This window comes from Citrobacter sp. Awk 2, assembly GCF_028069815.1.
Lineage (GTDB): Bacteria > Pseudomonadota > Gammaproteobacteria > Enterobacterales > Enterobacteriaceae > Citrobacter.
This window is the reverse complement of sequence record NZ_JANEWL010000057.1, coordinates 1-18,751: the sequence shown is the minus strand read 5'-3', so window position 1 is coordinate 18,751 and position 18,751 is coordinate 1. Positions and strand designations below refer to the sequence as shown.

Genomic DNA, 18,751 nt, shown 5'->3' with positions numbered 1-18,751 from the left:
GGGAGTGCCGCAATGTCTGAATATCAAATGCGAGAAGTTCAGGTCAGTCAGATTGAAACGATTACCGCGCATGTAAAGCGCTTCACCTTAACGGCTGCCTCAGGCGATCTGTTGCCTGCGTTCCAGGGAGGCAGCCATATTATCGTGCAAATGCGCGATGGCGAAAATCTCTATAGCAACGCGTACTCGTTGATGAGCTCACCGTTGGATACCCGCACCTGGCAAATTGCTGTGCGCCTGGAGGAGAATTCCAAAGGCGGTTCACGATACCTGCATCAGCAGGTCAAACCCGGCGATACGCTGACGATTTCCACGCCCAATAATCTTTTCGCCCTCGAACCGCAGGCGCAAAAGCATCTGTTAATTGCTGGTGGCATTGGTATTACGCCCTTCCTGTCGCAGATCCCGGAACTCGAAAATGCCCAGGCAGAGTGGCAGCTACATTACTGCTCACCCAGCCCGGAAAACTGCGCGTTTCATGATGAACTGAAACAGCACCACCAGGCCGATCGCATTCATCTGCATCTTTCGAGCGAAGGCACACGCCTCGACCTGGCACGTCTGCTTGCCGATGTAGAACCCGGCACCCACATTTATACCTGCGGCCCGGCCGTGCTTAACGATGCCGTAAGAAGCGAGGCCACACGCCACGGTCTGGATAACAATACGCTGCATTTTGAGCAATTTGCGCTAGAGAATAAGAGCGGTGATGCGTTCACCCTCGTGCTGGCACGTTCCGGACGTGAGTTTGTCGTTCCGCAAGAGATGACTATTCTGCAGGTTATCGAAAATAACAAAGCTGCCAGAGTCGAGTGTCTGTGCCGTGAAGGCGTGTGCGGTACCTGCGAGACGGCGATTCTTGAAGGGGAAGCGGATCACCGCGATCAATACTTTAGCGACGACGAAAAAGCCAGCCAGCAGAGCATGCTTATCTGCTGTTCACGCGCCAAAGGCAAACGCCTGGTGCTAGATTTGTAGAATTTTACCGACCGGATAAGCGATGGACTACCCGGTCGGCCTGATCGCTTACTGCGGATAGTCCAGCAGCAGCGCCTTGAGGCGGTCGGCCATCAGTTCGCCACGCCAACCGGAAATCAGCTCCGGCAGGGACGCCTGCGGCTTTAATTTCCAGTGCCAGTTTAGCAACTGGTTGATTTGACGACGCGAAGCAAGGAGTTCCACACTAAGATTCTGCTCCGCACTCACGTCGGCCACCAGGGCTTTAATGGCTTTGAATGCCTTGCGATAACCCGGCATATCCATCAGATTCAGCAACGGTTGCGGCAATGCTTCCTCCGGCATTGCCTGCGCTTTCTCGACCAGTGAAATCAGCGTCTTGCCATGGAAGCGAATTTCACTACCTGAGAGGCCCAGGCTATCCAGTTCTCCCAGACTTCCCGGCATATAGCGGGCAACCGCCCACAGATGTTCTTCGCGCACCACGAAGTTCACTGCCAGATCACGCTCACGCGCTTTGCGTAACCGCCAGTCGGCCAGGAGTTGCAGGCAAGCGAGCTGACGGGTACGCAGCTGCCAGGCATTGGTAATTTCTCGCCACGCATCTTCAGGTGCCAGAATTTCCTGACGACGCTGTTGCATCAAACGACATTCGTCCAGCGCAGCGGGCAACCAGCCGGACGCATCCGTTTCTGCCATCAGTTTTGTGGTGATCGGTAATAAATACCAGACATCTGCCGCCGCATACTCGCACTGCCGCTCAGTCAGCGGTCTGGCCAGCCAGTCGGTGCGTGATTCACTTTTATCCAGCGCCACCCCGGTGAATTCTTCCACCATCGCAGCAAAGCCCCACGACAGCGGGCGTCCACAAAAGGCGGCCAGAATCTGTGTATCGATCAGTGGTTGCGGGAGTTCACCGAACGTGTTGAGAAACACTTCCAGGTCTTCACTTCCGGCATGCAGAAATTTAGTGATCGCAGTGTCACGCAGGATATCGCGCAGCGGCGACCAGTCGGTGATCCCTAGCGGGTCAATCAGAGCAACGTGTTTGCCATCAAACAGCTGGATCAGCCCCAACTGCGGGTAGTAGGTACGCGTGCGAACAAATTCTGTATCCAGGGCTATCGCCGGAAATTCACGGACGGCTTCGCACAGCGTGGCTAACGCGTCGTCCGTAGTGATCATTTGATAATTCAAATCGTGCTCTCTTAGGTTTTCGCCAAAAAAAACGCCGGATTATCCGGCGTTTTCTGCTGGCTGTCTTAACGCTCAGCCTTTATTGTCCACTTTGCTGCGGGCTTCGTCACGTAATTCTCGTCGCAAAATTTTACCGACGTTAGATTTCGGCAACTCATCACGGAATTCCACCAGTTTCGGAACTTTGTAGCCTGTCAGATGACGACGGCAAAAAGTAACCAGCGCTTCATCGGTTAACGAAGCATCCTTCTTCACCACAAAGATTTTTACCGCCTCACCGCTGCTGCCCGACGGTACGCCGACAGCGGCCACTTCCTGAACGCCAGGGTGCTGCATGACTACGTCTTCAATTTCGTTCGGATAAACGTTAAAACCCGACACCAGAATCATATCTTTCTTACGATCGACAATACGCAGGAAGCCTTCGTCGTCCATTACTGCGATATCGCCCGTGTGCAACCAGCCATTTTTGACAATTTCATCGGTCGCATCCGGGCGCTGCCAGTAGCCCAACATCACCTGCGGTCCTTTAACACACAGTTCGCCCGGCTCTCCCGGCGGAACCTCATTGTCGTCATCATCCACCAGTTTGACCTCGGTAGACGGAACCGGTAACCCGATACTGCCGCTATGATAGTCGATATCGTGCGGGTTAACGCTTACCAGTGGAGCACATTCGGTCAGACCATAACCTTCCAGCAGATATTGGCCGGTCAGCTTCACCCAGCGTTCTGCCACCGCCTGCTGAACGGGCATTCCGCCCCCTGCAGACAGGTGCAACGACGAAAAGTCCAGTTGCTGGAACTCTTTGTTATTCAGCAACGCGTTAAACAACGTATTGACGCCGGTCATCGCGGTAAACGGGTATTTTGCCAGCTCTTTCACCAGCCCCGGAATATCACGCGGGTTAGTGATCAGCAGGTTTTGCCCACCCAGTTCAATAAACAGCAGGCAGTTCATGGTGAGCGCGAAAATGTGATACAGCGGTAGCGCCGTCACCACCAGCTCTTTACCCGGATGCAGCAATGGTCCGTAAGTGGCGTTAACCTGCTCCAGGTTAGCCAGCATGTTACGGTGCGTAAGCATTGCGCCTTTCGCCACGCCGGTGGTACCACCGGTATACTGCAGAAAAGCCAAATCTTCAGACACGACTTCCGGCTTTACATACTGCATGCGGTAGCCGTTTTGCAGCGCACTGCGAAATGAGATGGCATCCGGCAGGTGATATTTTGGCACCAGACGCTTGATATACTTCACGACGAAGTTAACCAGCGTCCCTTTCGCGGTCGACAACTGATCGCCCATACGCGTCAGAATCACGTGTTGAACCGAGGTCTTATCGACCACTTTCTCCAGCGTGTGAGCAAAGTTAGAGACGATGACGATCGCCGACGCACCGCTATCGTTGAGCTGATGCTCCAGCTCGCGTGGCGTGTACAGCGGGTTAACGTTCACCACAATCATGCCGGCACGTAAAATCCCAAACAGTGCAACAGGATATTGCAACAGGTTGGGCATCATCAGTGCCACGCGATCGCCCTTTTTCAGTCCAAGTCCTTGTTGCAAATAAGCCGCAAATGCCCGACTGCGCTCTTCGAGCTTGCGGAAGGTCATCACCTCCCCCATGTTCATAAACGCAGGCTGATCGGCATAGCGCCTTACTGAGTGTTCGAAGAGTTCCACCAGGGATTGATAACGGTCAGGATTGATCTCCGCGGGAACACCTGCGGGATAACGGTTAAGCCAAACCTTTTTCAATACATCACCTCTAAAATGCGTATTCGTCGTCATCACAACCCCAGGCAATAAACAAACTGTTAACATAATATTAACTCAGCGTACCAGTTTGTTTATTACACAACGACAAGGTTGCGAAGCACGTCACTATTTATTTTTCTTATATCCACGTTAATGCAGAAACAGCGGACGAGCCGCTGTTTCTTTTACCATTAAAACAAAGAGTTACTCTGTTACTATCGTCTGAACCTGTGCGGGGCCGGGATTGTACCATCCCCATCCGCCGTAGCCACCGTAAGGCCAGCCACGCGCACCGTAGAACCAGGGGTCAATCGGCTGCGGAGGCATCACAATCTGCTGGGTAATATGCCAGCGTTTATAACCAGTTACCTGCATCAGCATGAACTTATACGGTGTACTACCAATTTTTCCGTCCACTGTTCCGCTAATGGGTCCGACTACAGTGACCAGTTGACCACGAAAATCTACCGGGTCGAGGAAGCCGTTAACATCGGCATAAATCCGCCCGCGTGACGCTTCGCCCAGAATCGGTCGTGCCCCGCTATCGAGCGGCATAGTGGCGATCTCCAGTCGGGATTTCCCCTGCTGGTTTTGAATATCCACCACCTTACCGCCAAAACGTGCTTCTTGTCCGACGTACAACTGCGGCGCATTCATCACTCGCACCAGATCCTGCTGCGGTGTCGGGCTCGAACCTTTAATCGCATCCGGGATGGTGACACAGCCGCTTAGCGATAACGCCAATACGCCTGCCAGTACACCTTTCATTAACTGCTTTTGGACCACCATGTTGCGACTCCCTTTTCTTAGCGCCTGCCCCGGCACGTTCAGACAACTGCACATCGGCGGCTGTTCGTATTAACCGGGGGATTTACTACTAAGATTCATTCTTTACCAGGAAGTTTCTTCCACGCCACGGTGTTACGTAAATAAACCGGTTCAGCATGTTCAACAGCCACGGTCTTGCCGCATGCCAGCATTTGCGTCGCGACAGGCAGCATATCTTCTGCAGCTGGAAGCAATACGTCGCCATCGTTCAGCGTCAGACCACTGTCTTTGCCGAGTTCAGGCCAGGCTGGCCAACCCGTGCCAACGGTTACCCAGTCGCCAGAAAGCTGCAGCAGGCGATCGTGTACCTGCTCCGGCGTTAGCACCGCTTCTGTCTCTTCGCCGTGCCAGATGCCATCATCATCACGCTGGTATTCAGCCCAGTAAACTTCACCCATACGAGCATCAATCGCTGCCAGCACGCGTGTCGCACCGGATTTACGCCAGGCACCCTGTGCCATTGTCATCAGAGTAGAAACCCCGATCATCGGTAAATTCGCCCCTAGCGCCAGCCCCTGAGCGATACCAATACCGATGCGTACACCAGTGAAACTGCCGGGGCCGCGACCAAATGCCAGGGCATCAATATCGGTGAGCGTTAAATCGCCAGCGGCCAGGATATCCTGGACCATCGGCAAAATTCGTTGGGTATGTTCTCGTGGGCAAAGCTCGAAGTGAGCCTTGATAGTACCGTCATTCCACAGGGCAACAGAGCACGCCTCTGTGGCGGTATCGATAGCCAGAATTCGCATGGGTATTTGTGATCAGATCAATAAATTTGGCGCGCATCTTACCACACTCCGTAACAAATTACTCAGCCGATGGTATCGCAAGAAAGCGAACAGCACGCGCAATATCACGCGTGCGTGGCGCAGGCGGAAGGCTTGCCAGGAAGGTCGCGCCATAAGGTCGCATCACCAGGCGGTTATCACAAATCACCAGCACACCGCGATCGTCAGCATCACGGATCAGTCGCCCTACCCCCTGTTTCAGCGTGATAACCGCATCCGGGAGCTGAACCTCTTCGAAAGGATCGCCACCGCGCAGGCGGCAGTCTTCCATCCGCGCTTTTAACAGCGGATCGTCCGGAGAGGTAAACGGCAATTTATCGATAATCACCAGCGACAGCGTATCGCCACGCACGTCTACCCCTTCCCAGAAACTACTGGTGGCAACCAGCAAGGCATTCCCTGCGCTGACAAACTGTTGCAGCAGTTGCCCTTTACTGGTTTCGCCTTGTAAAAGTACGGGAAGCGTCATGGTGGCACGGAATTGCTCTGCCAGATCGCGCATCATTGCATGCGAGGTACACAGCATAAAGCAGCGCCCGTTGTTCGCTTCAATAATAGGGCGCAACATAGCAGCCAGTTGACGCGCCGCGCCAGGCTGGTTGGTTTGCGGCAGATTGCGTGGTACGCACAGCAGTGCCTGACGCGTGTAATCAAAGGGGCTCGGCAGCAGCATCGACTCGGCTTCATCAATGCCTAACCGCGCCGTAAAATGGTGAAGATCGTCGTTTACCGACAATGTCGCGGAGGTGAATATCCAGCACCCCGGCTTTTGTTCCATCACTTCTTTGAATTTGTCGGCCACAGTAAGCGGCGTCAATGCGAGCGTAAAATGCCGGGACGTACATTCATACCAGTAACTGAATCCTGGCTGATTGATCTCTTTCAGGCGTTTTAATCGGGCACGGTACAGCGTGGCGCGCTCAAACGCGGCATCCAGCAGCGCAGAGCGCCCGAGGGACAATTTCGCCACGTCGTAGCACAGCTCCAGGGTGTCATCAAGAAGTAGAAACGCCCGTTGCACACGTTGGTCAGCCAACAGCTCTCGTAGGTTTCCGCGATAGCCGGGCTCGCCGAGCTGTAAGCGAAAGTCCTGCGCGCTTTGCGCCAGACGATCAGCGCATTTTTGTAGCTGTTGTGTGTCTTTCAATTCTGTGCGATACGCAATCGTAATATCTTTCGCCAGGTCGAGTAGTTGTCGGCTGGAAAGTGATTGACCAAAGTACTGGCTGGCGATATCCGGTAGCTGATGGGCTTCATCGAAGATCATCACATCTGCCTCGGGGATTAATTCACCAAATCCACTCTCTTTCACCACCATATCGGCGAGAAACAGATGGTGGTTGACCACCACCACATCTGCATCCATTGCTTTTTTACGGGCTTTGACGACGAAGCACTCTTTATACAGCGGGCAGTCGCTACCCAGGCAGTTATCGTTAGTGCTGGTCACCAGTGGCCAGGCCTGTGAATCTTCCGCCACGCTGACACAGGTGCTGATATCCCCATCAAGCGTTTGATTTGACCATGAGCGCAGCAGTATGACATCGCTTAACGTTTGTACCGGCAGATCACCCCCCGCCAGCGCCTGCTGTTCGAGGCGTTCCAGACACAGGTAGTTGGAGCGCCCTTTTAGCAACGCCAGCTTACCGGTGAATTTCAGTGCTTTGGCAACGGTGGGAAGATCGCGACTGTAGAGCTGATCCTGCAACGCTTTCGATCCCGTCGACACGATCACTTTCTTTCCAGCGCGAAGCGCCGGGGCGAGATAAGCGTATGTTTTACCTGTGCCAGTGCCGGCTTCTACAACAAGCGGTTGTGATTTTTCAATGGCATGACTGACAGCAATCGCCATCTGTCGCTGTGGTTCACGCGGTTTAAAACCCGGTATCGCTTTAGCCAATTGACCGTCTGCTGCAAAATCGTCCGTCACACTGCCCCCTGTTCATTTGAACAGGGATTATGTCAGGCCGGCGGGTCTTTCGCCAGTTGAAGAGGTGACGCGGGCGCAACATTATGGCAGTCTTGGCGCAATCTGAAGCCCATGAAGAAAAATGTAAATAAGGAATGATTTATGACGATTGTGCGCATTGATGCCGAAGCACGTTGGTCTGACGTGGTTATCCATAACAACACGTTGTACTACACCGGCGTACCGGAGAACCTGGATGCAGATGCCTTTGAACAAACTGCAAATACGCTGGCACAAATTGATGCAGTGCTGGAAAAACAGGGTAGCAACAAGTCACGAATCCTTGATGCCACCCTTTTTTTGGCAGACAAAAGTGATTTTGCCGCAATGAATAGAGCCTGGGATGCGTGGGTCGTTGCCGGTCACGCGCCGGTACGTTGTACGGTACAGGCCGGGTTGATGAACCCGAAATACAAAGTCGAGATCAAGATTATCGCTGCGGTTTAAGCAGCGTTACTCGTCTTCATCTTCAAAACGCGCCACGATCCGTTCACCGGTATGGCTGGCGCGTAGCTCTTCAGCAACCAGAGCAATCGCTTGTCCGCTGCTCATCCCCTGCGACATCAGTTCCTGAATACGCTCTACCGCTTTTTGCTGCTGCTCATGACTGAGTGAAGGTAAACCTGCAAACATTGTTAACTCCTGCTAAATTGTCTGCGCTAATTATTTCATGCTACCGGGCAGTTAGCCAGTAGAGTAGCAACGAGTCAGGACTGATGAAGACGTTATCTCTCGCAGTAATCACATTACCCTGGTGTCAGGACGCCGCTGAACGCTATTTTTCGACCTTAAGCCAGCATCCGTGGGCGATGCTGTTACATTCAGGTCATGCCGATCATCCGCATAACCGTTTTGATATTCTGGTCGCCGACCCCTTAGCGACGCTGGTCACGCGTGCTCAGGAGACTGTGGTCAAGGACAGGCAAGGCATTTTGCGCACGCCTGATGACCCGATGACAGTATTACATTCAACGCTAACCGCCCTGGCTATTCAGCCTGAATATCATCCCGACTTACCGTTCCAGGGCGGCGCACTGGGTCTGTTTGGCTACGATCTGGGCCGCCGCTTTGAATCGCTGCCGAATATCGCCGAATGCGATATCGCCCTGCCGGATATGGCCGTCGGTATCTATGACTGGGCGTTGATTGTCGATCACCAGCGACAGACTGTATCACTGCTTAGCCATAGCGATGTGCATGCCCGTCTGGCGTGGCTCGAAGATCAACTGCCGCCTGTACGTGAGCCATTTACATTAACGTCGGCATGGCGCTCGAATATGAGCCGTGAGCAATACGGCGAAAAGTTTCGTCAGGTGCAGCACTATCTGCACAGCGGCGACTGCTATCAGGTCAACCTGGCCCAACGTTTTCAGGCACAGTATCAGGGCGATGAATGGCAAGCGTTTGTGCAGCTCAATCGCGCCAACCGCGCGCCATTCAGTGCGTTTATACGCCTGGAAGACGGGGCGATCCTCAGCCTGTCGCCGGAGCGCTTTATCCAACTGGAAAATCAGCATATCCAGACGCGTCCCATCAAAGGCACGCTACCCAGACTGGACGATCCTGATGCCGATCGCCAGCAAGCCGACAAGCTGGCAAATTCGCCAAAGGATCGGGCGGAAAACCTGATGATCGTCGATTTGATGCGTAACGATATCGGACGCGTCGCCGTTCCAGGCTCGGTTAAGGTTCCGGAACTGTTTGTGGTTGAACCCTTCCCGGCCGTACATCATCTGGTCAGTACCATCACCGCACGTTTGCCACAGACGCTGCACGCGACCGATCTATTACGTGCAGCCTTCCCTGGTGGCTCCATTACAGGCGCACCAAAAGTGCGGGCAATGGAAATTATTGATGAGCTGGAGCCACAACGTCGTAACGCCTGGTGCGGCAGCATCGGTTATCTGAGCTTTTGCGGCAATATGGATACCAGTATCACCATTCGCACCCTGACAGCGACCGGCGGGCAGTTGTACTGTTCAGCTGGCGGCGGCATTGTAGCGGACAGTCAGGAAGACGCGGAATATCAGGAAACATTTGATAAAGTGAATCGTATTTTGCATCAACTGGAGAACTGACACGTGGAAAACAGCAGCCTGACGCTTGATGATTTTTTATCACGTTTTCAACTCCTGCGCCCGCAGGTAAATCATGATGCGCTAAACCAACGCCAGGCCGCCGTACTGATCCCTATCGTCCGTCGCCCACAGCCGGGGTTGCTATTGACCCAGCGCTCCGTTCATTTGCGAAAACATGCCGGGCAGGTCGCCTTTCCTGGGGGCGCGGTGGACAGCAGCGATGCTTCGCTGATTGCCGCCGCACTGCGTGAAGCCCAGGAAGAAGTGGCAATTCCGCCTTCATCCGTTGAGGTCATTGGCGTACTACCGCCGGTTGATAGTGTGACCGGGTTCCAGGTCACACCGGTGGTGGGCATCATCCCTCCCAATTTACCGTATCGAGCCAGTGAAGATGAGGTTTCAGCGGTGTTTGAAATGCCGTTGGCGCAAGCCCTGCATTTAGGTCGTTACCATCCCCTCGATATCTACCGTCGTGGCGATTCACATCGTGTGTGGCTTTCCTGGTATGAACACTATTTCGTCTGGGGAATGACCGCCGGAATAATTCGTGAGCTGGCGCTGCAAATTGGCGTGAAGCCCTGACTATACTTATCTTTACGCACGCCATAGACAACTTGAAACTCAAGTCACAACATTAGTAAAACCGCGGTTATCTATTAGTTTAATTCATGTGAATAGTTAAGCCGATCGCCGCGTTCCCTCTTACACTATGCGCAGTTATAACATCGTTACTGGAAAGCCCAGTCGCCCTGTAGGAGTATTATCGTGATTAGTCTATTCGACATGTTTAAGGTGGGGATTGGTCCCTCATCTTCCCATACCGTAGGGCCTATGAAGGCGGGTAAACAGTTCGTCGATGACCTGGTCGAAAAAGGATTACTGGACAGCGTTACCCGTGTTGCCGTCGACGTGTATGGTTCACTGTCGCTCACGGGTAAAGGTCACCACACCGATATCGCCATTATTATGGGTCTGGCGGGCAATGAGCCTGCTACCGTTGACATTGACAGCATCCCCGGATTTATCCGCGATGTAGAAGCACGTGGACGCCTGCTGCTTGCGCAGGGTCAACACGAAGTGGATTTCCCACAGAATGACGGCATGCGTTTTCACAACGGCAATTTGCCGTTGCATGAAAACGGAATGCAGATCCATGCGTACAACGGCGAAACCGTCATTTACAGCAAAACGTACTATTCCATTGGCGGTGGGTTCATCGTTGATGAAGAACATTTTGGCCAGGATGCAGCGAATGAGGTCAGCGTACCTTATCCGTTCAAATCCGCGACCGAAATGCTGGAATACTGCAACAGCACCGGTCTGTCTCTCTCTGGCATGGTGATGCAGAACGAACTCGCACTGCACAGCAAGAAAGAGATTGAAGATTACTTCGGCAACGTCTGGCAAACCATGCAGGCCTGTATCGATCGTGGGATGAACACCGAAGGCGTTCTGCCTGGACCGCTGCGCGTTCCTCGTCGTGCCTCCGCCCTGCGTCGTATGTTGGTCTCCAGCGACAAGCTCTCCAACGATCCGATGAACGTGATCGACTGGGTGAACATGTTTGCGCTGGCCGTTAACGAAGAAAACGCTGCGGGTGGCCGCGTAGTAACAGCACCCACTAACGGTGCCTGCGGGATCGTGCCTGCCGTTCTGGCTTACTACGATCACTTTATTGAATCTGTCAGCCCGGATATCTACACCCGTTATTTCCTGGCGGCGGGGGCAATTGGTGCGTTGTACAAGATGAATGCCTCTATCTCTGGCGCCGAAGTAGGCTGTCAGGGTGAAGTCGGTGTGGCATGTTCCATGGCTGCTGCTGGTCTGGCTGAGCTACTGGGCGCGAGTCCGGAACAAGTTTGTGTGGCTGCCGAGATTGGTATGGAGCACAACCTGGGCTTAACCTGCGACCCGGTTGCCGGACAAGTGCAGGTTCCGTGCATCGAACGTAACGCTATTGCGTCCGTGAAGGCGATCAACGCCGCACGTATGGCAATGCGTCGTACCAGCGCACCGCGCGTCTCGCTGGATAAAGTCATCGAAACAATGTACGAAACAGGCAAAGATATGAATGCCAAATACCGCGAAACATCACGCGGTGGCCTGGCAATCAAAGTCCAGTGTGACTAATACTTAATTTTCGCCCATCTGCGACGGATGGGCGAATTTACCCCTTCTCGCTCGTCTACTGTAATTTTCCCCACTACACTTGCTCTGTTGCTGTTGGCTTCTGGGACCAACGGCTTATCGGGCGGCCCGCATGCAAACAGCACAACGGATCATTCAAAACTATCGCCGTAATCGCTTAATCGTCTGCACAATATGTGCACTACTGACGCTCATTCTCACATTAACGGTCCGATTTATTTCGGAGCGTAATATAAATCACCGTTACACCGTCACTTTTGCTAATCATGCCGTTGAAGCACTGGATGATGTGCTGCTCCCACTGCAGGCCGGGCGCGATATGCTGCTCCCGTTGATTGGTCTTCCCTGTTCTGTGGCGCGTTTACCCTTGAGCAAGCATGCTGCCAGACTACAAACAGTGCGCTCCATCAGTCTGATTCAGGGGGGGATTCTTTATTGCTCCAGTATCTTTGGCTATCGCAATGTGCCTATCCGCCAAATTCAACCTGAATTACCAAGCCGGGAGGCACAACTGCTGTTGTCCACCGACCATTCGCTGATTAAAGGTAGTCCTATTCTGACGCAGTGGTATCCGGCCTCCGCGGATGGCGAAAATGGGGTGGTGGAAATCGTCAATATTGATTTATTGTCGACCATGTTGCTGGAACCCCAACCACCGCAAATCACCAACGCCAGTTTAACCGTCGGTAACCGCCACCTGCTCTACGGACAAGGTGTTGTCGAGACCTTGCCTGCACTGAACGATGAAAAACGTTATCAGCTTTCATCGCAACATTTCCCCTTCACGATCAGCGTCACCGGCCCAGGTGCCAGTGAATTGGCGATCAAACATCTGCCGACACAACTACCGCTGGCAGTGATCCTGAGCCTGTTGGTGGGATATCTTGCCTGGCTGGCAACCGCCAGCAGGATGAGTTTTTCCTGGGAGATTAATCTGGCTCTCGCGGCGCACGAGTTCGAGTTGTTTTGTCAGCCACTGCTGAACGCGCAGACCCAGCAATGTATGGGTGTAGAAATTCTGTTACGCTGGAACAACCCGCGCCAAGGCTGGATTTCGCCGGAAGTGTTTATTCCTATCGCCGAAGAGCACAACCTGATCGTCCCCCTTACCCGTCATGTCATCGCAGAAACCATTCAGCAACGACACGTTTTTCCGATGAGTAGTCAGTTTCATATCGGTATCAATGTTGCCGCCAGCCATTTCCGCCACGGTACGCTGTTAAAAGACCTCAATCAGTACTGGTTCAGCCAGCATCCCATCCAGCAACTGGTTATTGAATTGACCGAACGCGATGCCTTACTGGATGTGGATTATCGGATCGTGCGCGAGTTGAATCGCCTCGGCGTTAAGCTGGCGATTGACGATTTTGGTACCGGAAACAGTTCGCTCTCCTGGCTGGAAAAATTGCGCCCGGATGTGCTGAAAATTGATAAATCATTTACTTCGGCGATCGGAACCGACGCCGTGAATTCAACCGTCACAGACATCATTATCGCGCTGGGAAAAAGGCTGAATATCGAACTGGTGGCTGAAGGCGTAGAAACGCAGGCACAGGCGCAGCATTTACGCCGTCATGGCGTACATATCTTGCAGGGTTTTTTGTATGCGAAACCGATGCCGCTTCGTGATTTTCCCAAATGGCTGGCGGGCAGTACACCACCACCCGCCAGACATAACGGGCGCCATATCATGCCCATTATGCCGTTTCGCTAACCCCGCTTACTCGTCTTCGTCGTGAGCGGGTTGTTCTTTAACAATGCGAACTAAATCCACACGATAGTCATTGGCTTCGACAATCGTAATGCTCAGCGGTGCGACCTCAATAACATCGCCTACACGCGGGATGTGACCGTTAGCCGCAATCACCAGCCCAGCTACGGTGGCGATGTCTTCGTCCTCATCCACCAGCGTATCCACATCCAGCGCCTGTTGCAGCGCGTGCAGATCGGTTCCCCCTTTCACCAACCAGCCACCGGCGTCAGCAATGATTTCAGGGGTTTCATCAGCATCCGGGAACTCACCAGCGATCGCTTCTAATACGTCCAGCGGTGTTACCAGCCCCTGCACCACACCAAATTCGTTAGTAACGATGACAAAGCTACCGCGGGCACGACGTAGCACGCCTAACAGATTAATCGGGTCCAGCGTTTCCGGGACGACAATTGCCGGCGAGGCAGACGCAATCGCTGCAACATCCACACCATCTTCCAGCGCCACCAGCAGCTCTTTAGCACGCACGATACCGATAATTTCATCAAGCTCGCCACGACACACCGGGAACAGGCTGTGTGGAGAAGAAAGCAACTGTTCGCGAATTTCCGCTACGCTCAGATCGGCGTCGACCCAACTAATTTCACCACGAGGTGTCATGATGCCGCGTAATGAACGGGATGCCAGCGAGAGAACACCGTTGATCATATAGCGTTCTTCTTCCACAAACGCGCCTTCCGGGACCGGAACGGGCACCGGATTGTCGGATTCCATCTGCACGCTGGCCTGACGTTTCCCCCCCATCAGACGCAAGATTGCATCCGCAGTACGCGCACGCAGCGGCAGTGTCGACTGGTGGCGAATAAAGTTACGACGGGCAATCTGGTTAAACAGTTCGATAATAATTGAGAAGCCAATCGCCGCGTACAGATAGCCTTTCGGAATATGGAAGCCAAACCCTTCGGCAACCAGGCTCAAACCGATCATCAGCAGGAAGCTCAGACACAGCACCACAACCGTCGGATGTTGGTTTACAAATCGCGTCAGCGGCTTCGACGCCAGCAGCATCACCGCCATCGCAATAACCACCGCCGCCATCATCACCGGCAGATGGTTGACCATACCGACAGCAGTAATGACCGCATCCAGTGAGAACACCGCATCCAGGATAACAATCTGCGTCACCACGACCCAGAAACTCGCATAGCCTTTTGACTGCCCGGTATCATGTTCACGGTTTTCCAGCCGCTCATGCAGCTCTGTCGTAGCCTTGAACAAGAGGAAGATACCCCCCAGCAGCATAATCAAATCTCGCCCGGAAAACGCGTAGTCCATGACCGTAAACAGCGGTTTTGTCAGCGTCACCATCCACGAAATAACAGACAGCAGGCCCAGACGCATAATCAGCGCCAGTGATAAACCAATGAGACGCGCTTTATCTCGCTGTTTCGGTGGCAGCTTATCGGCAAGAATTGCAATGAAGACCAGGTTATCGATACCCAGAACAATTTCGAGAACAACAAGCGTGAGCAAACCCACCCAAATCTGCGGGTCCATTAAGAGTTCCATGACAAGCTCCTGCTTAAGGAATGATCAAACTGCGCCCTGAACATCTCAGGCGTTAAAGCAATATGCAGATAAAGTTTGTGGCAAAAAGTGCCAAACTGACAGGCTTGATACAGCCTAAAGGTGAAATGACGTCGGTGACGATCCATATGGTGGGCTACTGCCCTATACTCCTGAGTAATTAAACAGATGCTAAACATAACAGAGACAACTGGTTTTTAGCAAAGATTTACCTTCCTTTGCAATAAGTTGTTTCGGAGATATTTCACCCTTCGAAATTTCTTATGATCGGAAGTTAAATTACGGATCTTCATCACATAAAATATTTTTTTCGATATCTAAAATAATTCACGAAAATCATAGGTTTTTCTTTGTAACCCTTATCTGAATCGATTCGATTGCGGACGAGCGATTCAAAATGCATCTTCACGTTGATGTGTTAACGATAATAAAGGAGGTAGCAAGTGACCATTGCTATTGTAATAGGCACACATGGTTGGGCTGCAGAGCAGTTACTTAAAACAGCAGAGATGTTGTTAGGCGAGCAGGAAAACGTCGGCTGGATCGATTTCGTTCCAGGCGAAAATGCCGAAACGCTGATTGAAAAGTATAACGCTCAGTTAGCAAAACTGGATACCAGTAAAGGCGTGCTGTTTCTCGTTGACACATGGGGAGGCAGCCCGTTTAACGCTGCGAGCCGCATTGTCGTCGATAAAGAGCATTACGAAGTTATCGCAGGCGTTAACATTCCCATGCTGGTAGAAACCTTCATGGCGCGTGACGACAACCCCAGCTTCGATGAATTAGTCGCACTGGCGGTTGAAACGGGTAGCGAAGGCGTAAAAGCGCTGAAAGCAAAACCTGTTGAAAAAGCCGCACCTGCCCCCGTCGCAGCACCTAAAGCAGCGGCACCCGCGAAACCGATGGGCCCGAACGACTATATGCAGATCGGCCTCGCGCGTATTGATGACCGTTTAATCCACGGTCAGGTGGCAACCCGCTGGACCAAAGAAACAAACGTAACGCGCATTATTGTCGTCAGCGATGAAGTCGCTGCTGATACCGTGCGTAAGACGTTGCTGACTCAGGTCGCACCGCCAGGTGTTACAGCACACGTGGTTGATGTCGCGAAAATGATCCGCGTCTATAACAACCCGAAATACGCTGGTGAGCGTGTAATGCTGCTGTTCACCAACCCTACCGATGTAGAACGCATCGTCGAAGGTGGCGTAAAAATTACCTCTGTTAACATTGGCGGCATGGCATTCCGCCAGGGTAAAACGCAGGTAAACAACGCGATTTCGGTGGATGAAAAAGACATCGAAGCCTTCAAGAAACTCAACGAACGCGGTATTGAGCTCGAAGCCCGTAAGGTTTCTACCGATCAGAAACTGAAAATGATGGATTTGATTGCCAAGGCGAAATAACCACCTGGCATTTACTTAGTTTTCACACTTAAGTCTGTATAGCAATAGGAGAAGTACAATGGAGATTACCACTCTTCAGATTGTGCTGGTGTTCATCGTCGCATGTATCGCGGGTATGGAGTCGGTACTCGATGAATTTCAGTTCCACCGTCCATTGGTGGCCTGTACGCTGATTGGTGCCGTTCTCGGGGATATGAAAACCGGTATTATCATCGGTGGTACCCTGGAAATGATCGCTCTGGGCTGGATGAACATCGGTGCTGCGGTTGCACCTGATGCCGCACTGGCTTCCATTATCTCTACCGTTCTGGTTATTGCGGGTCACCAAAGTATCGGTGCAGGTATCGCGCTGGCCATCCCGCTGGCAGCTGCAGGCCAGGTTCTGACCATTATCGTTCGTACCATCACCGTAGCCTTCCAGCACGCGGCGGATAAGGCGGCCGAAAACGGCAACCTGACGGCGCTCTCCTGGCTGCACGTTTCCTCCCTGTTCCTGCAGGCTATGCGTATCGCTATCCCGGCGGTAATCGTAGCGATTTCTGTCGGTACCAGTGAAGTTCAGAGCATGCTGAACGCGATTCCGGAAGTCGTTACCGGCGGCCTGAATATTGCAGGTGGCATGATCGTCGTAGTGGGTTATGCGATGGTCATCAACATGATGCGCGCAGGCTACCTGATGCCGTTCTTCTACCTTGGCTTCGTCACCGCGGCATTTACTAACTTCAACCTGGTTGCTCTGGGTGTGATTGGTGCCGTAATGGCCATCCTCTACATTCAGCTGAGCCCGAAATATAACCGCGTAGCCGGTGCGCCAGTACAGGCGGCGGGTAACAACGATCTTGATAACGAACTGGACTAGCAGGTGAGCGAAATGGTTGATATGACTAAAACTACCACCGAGAAAAAACTCACTCCGAGTGACATTCGTGGCGTGTTCATTCGTTCTAACCTGTTTCAGGGTTCATGGAACTTCGAACGTATGCAGGCGCTGGGCTTCTGTTTCTCCATGGTACCGGCTATCCGCCGCTTGTACCCGGAAAACAACGACGCACGTAAGCAGGCTATTAAGCGTCACCTGGAATTCTTTAACACCCATCCTTATGTAGCGGCACCGGTTTTGGGCGTTACACTGGCAATGGAAGAACAGCGTGCGAATGGCGCAGAGATTGATGATGGTGCTATCAACGGTATCAAAGTTGGTCTGATGGGGCCACTGGCAGGCGTAGGTGACCCGATTTTCTGGGGTACAGTGCGTCCGGTATTCGCCGCACTCGGCGCGGGCATCGCAATGAGCGGTAGCCTGCTTGGGCCACTGCTGTTCTTTATCCTGTTCAACCTGGTACGTCTGGCAACCCGTTACTACGGCGTGGCATACGGCTATCGTAAAGGCGTAGATATCGTTAAAGATATGGGCGGCGGCTTCCTGCAGAAATTGACTGAGGGGGCGTCAATCCTCGGTCTGTTTGTTATGGGGGCCTTGGTTAACAAGTGGACACATGTGAATATCCCACTGGTGGTTTCCACTATCACCGGTCAGGATGGCCAGACGCGTGTGACCACCGTGCAGACAATCCTTGACCAGCTGATGCCGGGCCTGGTTCCTCTGCTGCTGACCTTCGCCTGTATGTGGCTTCTGCGTAAGAAAGTAAACCCGCTGTGGATCATCGTTGGTTTCTTCATCATCGGTATTGCGGGCTACGCTGTCGGCCTGCTCGGCCTGTAAGACTGTTGTAAATCACCGGGGGCTTGCCCCCGGTTTTTCTATTTAGAGGGTTGAGGATTCATGACTATCACGGACCTGGTGCTGGTTCTTTTTATCTTATCGCTGCTGGCGTATGCCATTTACGATCAGTTCATCATGCCCCGCCGTAATGGCCCCACTCTACTTACTGTTGCCCTGCTTCCACGCAGTCGAGTCGACAGCGTTATCTTCATAGGCTTGATTGTTATTCTGATCTACAACAACATCACCAGCCACGGCGCACAATTCACCACATGGTTATTATGTGCACTGGTGTTAATGGGGTTGTATCTGTTCTGGATCCGTACGCCCAAAATTATTTTCAAACCAAAAGGTTTTTTCTTCGCCAATGTCTGGATTGAATATAACCGGATTAAAGAGATGAATTTATCAGAAGATGGTGTACTGGTGATGCAATTAGAGCAGAGACGATTGCTTATCCGCGTACGAAATATAGACGACCTGGAGAAGATATATAAACTTCTCATTTCGAACCAATAACTTACAAATATAGCCTGAACTATGTTTTTTATATCTCAGTGAAAAACAAACATAGCTAAGGCTATATCCCCCCTCCCAC

18 protein-coding genes are annotated in these 18,751 nt (G+C 52.5%); 10 read left to right on the top strand and 8 right to left on the bottom strand.

Going from position 1 to position 18,751, the window contains the following annotated elements; all coding sequences use genetic code 11:
- Positions 1 to 12: 12 nt before the first annotated feature.
- The gene (locus NNO02_RS14535) at positions 13 to 978 is read left to right on the top strand and encodes a PDR/VanB family oxidoreductase (protein ID WP_271455108.1); all 966 of its coding nucleotides are present in this window, start codon (positions 13 to 15) and stop codon (positions 976 to 978) included.
- 48 nt (positions 979 to 1,026) lie between these two features.
- On the opposite strand, the gene rnd is transcribed toward NNO02_RS14535, so the two are convergent.
- The 5 genes from rnd to NNO02_RS14510 all read right to left on the bottom strand — a co-directional run bounded on the left by rnd (position 1,027) and on the right by NNO02_RS14510 (position 7,461).
- The gene (gene rnd / locus NNO02_RS14530; RefSeq protein WP_137381639.1) at positions 1,027 to 2,142 is read right to left on the bottom strand and encodes a ribonuclease D; all 1,116 of its coding nucleotides are present in this window, start codon (positions 2,140 to 2,142) and stop codon (positions 1,027 to 1,029) included.
- Between the two features lie 84 nt (positions 2,143 to 2,226).
- Positions 2,227 to 3,912, bottom strand: a complete 1,686-nt coding sequence (gene fadD / locus NNO02_RS14525) for a long-chain-fatty-acid--CoA ligase FadD (RefSeq protein WP_271441529.1) — start codon at positions 3,910 to 3,912, stop codon at positions 2,227 to 2,229.
- A gap of 204 nt (positions 3,913 to 4,116) precedes the next feature.
- Positions 4,117 to 4,701, bottom strand: a complete 585-nt coding sequence (locus NNO02_RS14520) for a Slp family lipoprotein (RefSeq protein WP_137381866.1) — start codon at positions 4,699 to 4,701, stop codon at positions 4,117 to 4,119.
- A gap of 95 nt (positions 4,702 to 4,796) precedes the next feature.
- Complete coding sequence (gene tsaB, locus NNO02_RS14515) at positions 4,797 to 5,492, bottom strand: tRNA (adenosine(37)-N6)-threonylcarbamoyltransferase complex dimerization subunit type 1 TsaB (RefSeq protein WP_271455107.1); 696 nt, start codon at positions 5,490 to 5,492, stop codon at positions 4,797 to 4,799.
- A gap of 58 nt (positions 5,493 to 5,550) precedes the next feature.
- Positions 5,551 to 7,461, bottom strand: a complete 1,911-nt coding sequence (locus tag NNO02_RS14510; protein WP_202038440.1) for an ATP-dependent DNA helicase — start codon at positions 7,459 to 7,461, stop codon at positions 5,551 to 5,553.
- A gap of 141 nt (positions 7,462 to 7,602) precedes the next feature.
- Here NNO02_RS14510 and NNO02_RS14505 point away from each other — a divergent pair, with 141 nt between their 5' ends.
- A complete protein-coding gene (locus NNO02_RS14505; protein WP_271455106.1) occupies positions 7,603 to 7,947 on the top strand; it encodes a RidA family protein in 345 nt (114 codons plus the stop codon).
- Positions 7,948 to 7,953: 6 nt separating this feature from the next.
- Here the strand turns inward: NNO02_RS14505 and NNO02_RS14500 are convergent, their stop codons facing one another.
- Entirely contained in the window at positions 7,954 to 8,133 is a 180-nt protein-coding gene (locus NNO02_RS14500) for a YoaH family protein (RefSeq protein WP_003020986.1), read from the bottom strand.
- Positions 8,134 to 8,216: 83 nt separating this feature from the next.
- Here NNO02_RS14500 and pabB point away from each other — a divergent pair, with 83 nt between their 5' ends.
- From pabB to NNO02_RS14480, 4 genes are all read left to right on the top strand, one after another.
- The gene (gene pabB, locus NNO02_RS14495) at positions 8,217 to 9,578 is read left to right on the top strand and encodes an aminodeoxychorismate synthase component 1 (RefSeq protein ID WP_271455105.1); all 1,362 of its coding nucleotides are present in this window, start codon (positions 8,217 to 8,219) and stop codon (positions 9,576 to 9,578) included.
- A 3-nt stretch (positions 9,579 to 9,581) separates the two neighbouring features.
- Positions 9,582 to 10,160, top strand: coding sequence for a CoA pyrophosphatase (locus tag NNO02_RS14490; protein WP_137381634.1), 579 nt, complete (start codon positions 9,582 to 9,584; stop codon positions 10,158 to 10,160).
- A 183-nt stretch (positions 10,161 to 10,343) separates the two neighbouring features.
- Positions 10,344 to 11,708, top strand: coding sequence for an L-serine ammonia-lyase (sdaA, locus tag NNO02_RS14485; protein WP_271441525.1), 1,365 nt, complete (start codon positions 10,344 to 10,346; stop codon positions 11,706 to 11,708).
- 130 nt (positions 11,709 to 11,838) lie between these two features.
- Complete coding sequence (locus NNO02_RS14480; RefSeq protein ID WP_271441526.1) at positions 11,839 to 13,440, top strand: EAL domain-containing protein; 1,602 nt, start codon at positions 11,839 to 11,841, stop codon at positions 13,438 to 13,440.
- Between the two features lie 6 nt (positions 13,441 to 13,446).
- Here NNO02_RS14480 and yoaE read toward each other — a convergent pair whose 3' ends face one another.
- Both yoaE and NNO02_RS23860 read right to left on the bottom strand, forming a co-directional pair.
- Positions 13,447 to 15,006: a CNNM family cation transport protein YoaE gene (yoaE, locus tag NNO02_RS14475; RefSeq protein WP_048211405.1), complete on the bottom strand. Its 1,560-nt coding sequence runs from the start codon at positions 15,004 to 15,006 to the stop codon at positions 13,447 to 13,449.
- Positions 14,994 to 15,152: a protein YoaL gene (locus tag NNO02_RS23860; RefSeq protein ID WP_416348261.1), complete on the bottom strand. Its 159-nt coding sequence runs from the start codon at positions 15,150 to 15,152 to the stop codon at positions 14,994 to 14,996. The genes yoaE and NNO02_RS23860 overlap by 13 nt, the downstream gene beginning before the upstream one ends.
- Before the next feature lie 315 nt (positions 15,153 to 15,467).
- Between NNO02_RS23860 and manX the strand changes: the two genes are divergently transcribed.
- The 4 genes from manX to NNO02_RS14455 are packed head-to-tail and all read left to right on the top strand — an operon-like array spanning position 15,468 to position 18,672.
- On the top strand, positions 15,468 to 16,430 hold the full coding sequence (gene manX, locus NNO02_RS14470) for a PTS mannose transporter subunit IIAB (protein WP_005122176.1): 963 nt from the start codon (positions 15,468 to 15,470) through the stop codon (positions 16,428 to 16,430).
- Between the two features lie 58 nt (positions 16,431 to 16,488).
- Entirely contained in the window at positions 16,489 to 17,289 is an 801-nt protein-coding gene (locus NNO02_RS14465; RefSeq protein ID WP_005122174.1) for a PTS mannose/fructose/sorbose transporter subunit IIC, read from the top strand.
- 12 nt (positions 17,290 to 17,301) lie between these two features.
- Complete coding sequence (locus NNO02_RS14460) at positions 17,302 to 18,153, top strand: PTS mannose transporter subunit IID (RefSeq protein ID WP_006684184.1); 852 nt, start codon at positions 17,302 to 17,304, stop codon at positions 18,151 to 18,153.
- Positions 18,154 to 18,213: 60 nt separating this feature from the next.
- Complete coding sequence (locus tag NNO02_RS14455; protein WP_271455104.1) at positions 18,214 to 18,672, top strand: DUF986 family protein; 459 nt, start codon at positions 18,214 to 18,216, stop codon at positions 18,670 to 18,672.
- Positions 18,673 to 18,751: the final 79 nt, after the last annotated feature.

Coding starts and splice junctions, on each gene's coding strand:
- NNO02_RS14535 (WP_271455108.1), top strand. CDS start 13: ATGTCTGAATATCAAATGCGAGAAGTTCAGGTCAGTCAGATTGAAACG.
- rnd (WP_137381639.1), bottom strand. CDS start 2,142: ATGATCACTACGGACGACGCGTTAGCCACGCTGTGCGAAGCCGTCCGT.
- NNO02_RS14520 (WP_137381866.1), bottom strand. CDS start 4,701: ATGGTGGTCCAAAAGCAGTTAATGAAAGGTGTACTGGCAGGCGTATTG.
- tsaB (WP_271455107.1), bottom strand. CDS start 5,492: ATGCGAATTCTGGCTATCGATACCGCCACAGAGGCGTGCTCTGTTGCC.
- NNO02_RS14505 (WP_271455106.1), top strand. CDS start 7,603: ATGACGATTGTGCGCATTGATGCCGAAGCACGTTGGTCTGACGTGGTT.
- NNO02_RS14500 (WP_003020986.1), bottom strand. CDS start 8,133: ATGTTTGCAGGTTTACCTTCACTCAGTCATGAGCAGCAGCAAAAAGCG.
- pabB (WP_271455105.1), top strand. CDS start 8,217: ATGAAGACGTTATCTCTCGCAGTAATCACATTACCCTGGTGTCAGGAC.
- NNO02_RS14480 (WP_271441526.1), top strand. CDS start 11,839: ATGCAAACAGCACAACGGATCATTCAAAACTATCGCCGTAATCGCTTA.
- yoaE (WP_048211405.1), bottom strand. CDS start 15,006: ATGGAACTCTTAATGGACCCGCAGATTTGGGTGGGTTTGCTCACGCTT.
- NNO02_RS23860 (WP_416348261.1), bottom strand. CDS start 15,152: ATGGATCGTCACCGACGTCATTTCACCTTTAGGCTGTATCAAGCCTGT.
- NNO02_RS14465 (WP_005122174.1), top strand. CDS start 16,489: ATGGAGATTACCACTCTTCAGATTGTGCTGGTGTTCATCGTCGCATGT.
- NNO02_RS14460 (WP_006684184.1), top strand. CDS start 17,302: ATGGTTGATATGACTAAAACTACCACCGAGAAAAAACTCACTCCGAGT.
- NNO02_RS14455 (WP_271455104.1), top strand. CDS start 18,214: ATGACTATCACGGACCTGGTGCTGGTTCTTTTTATCTTATCGCTGCTG.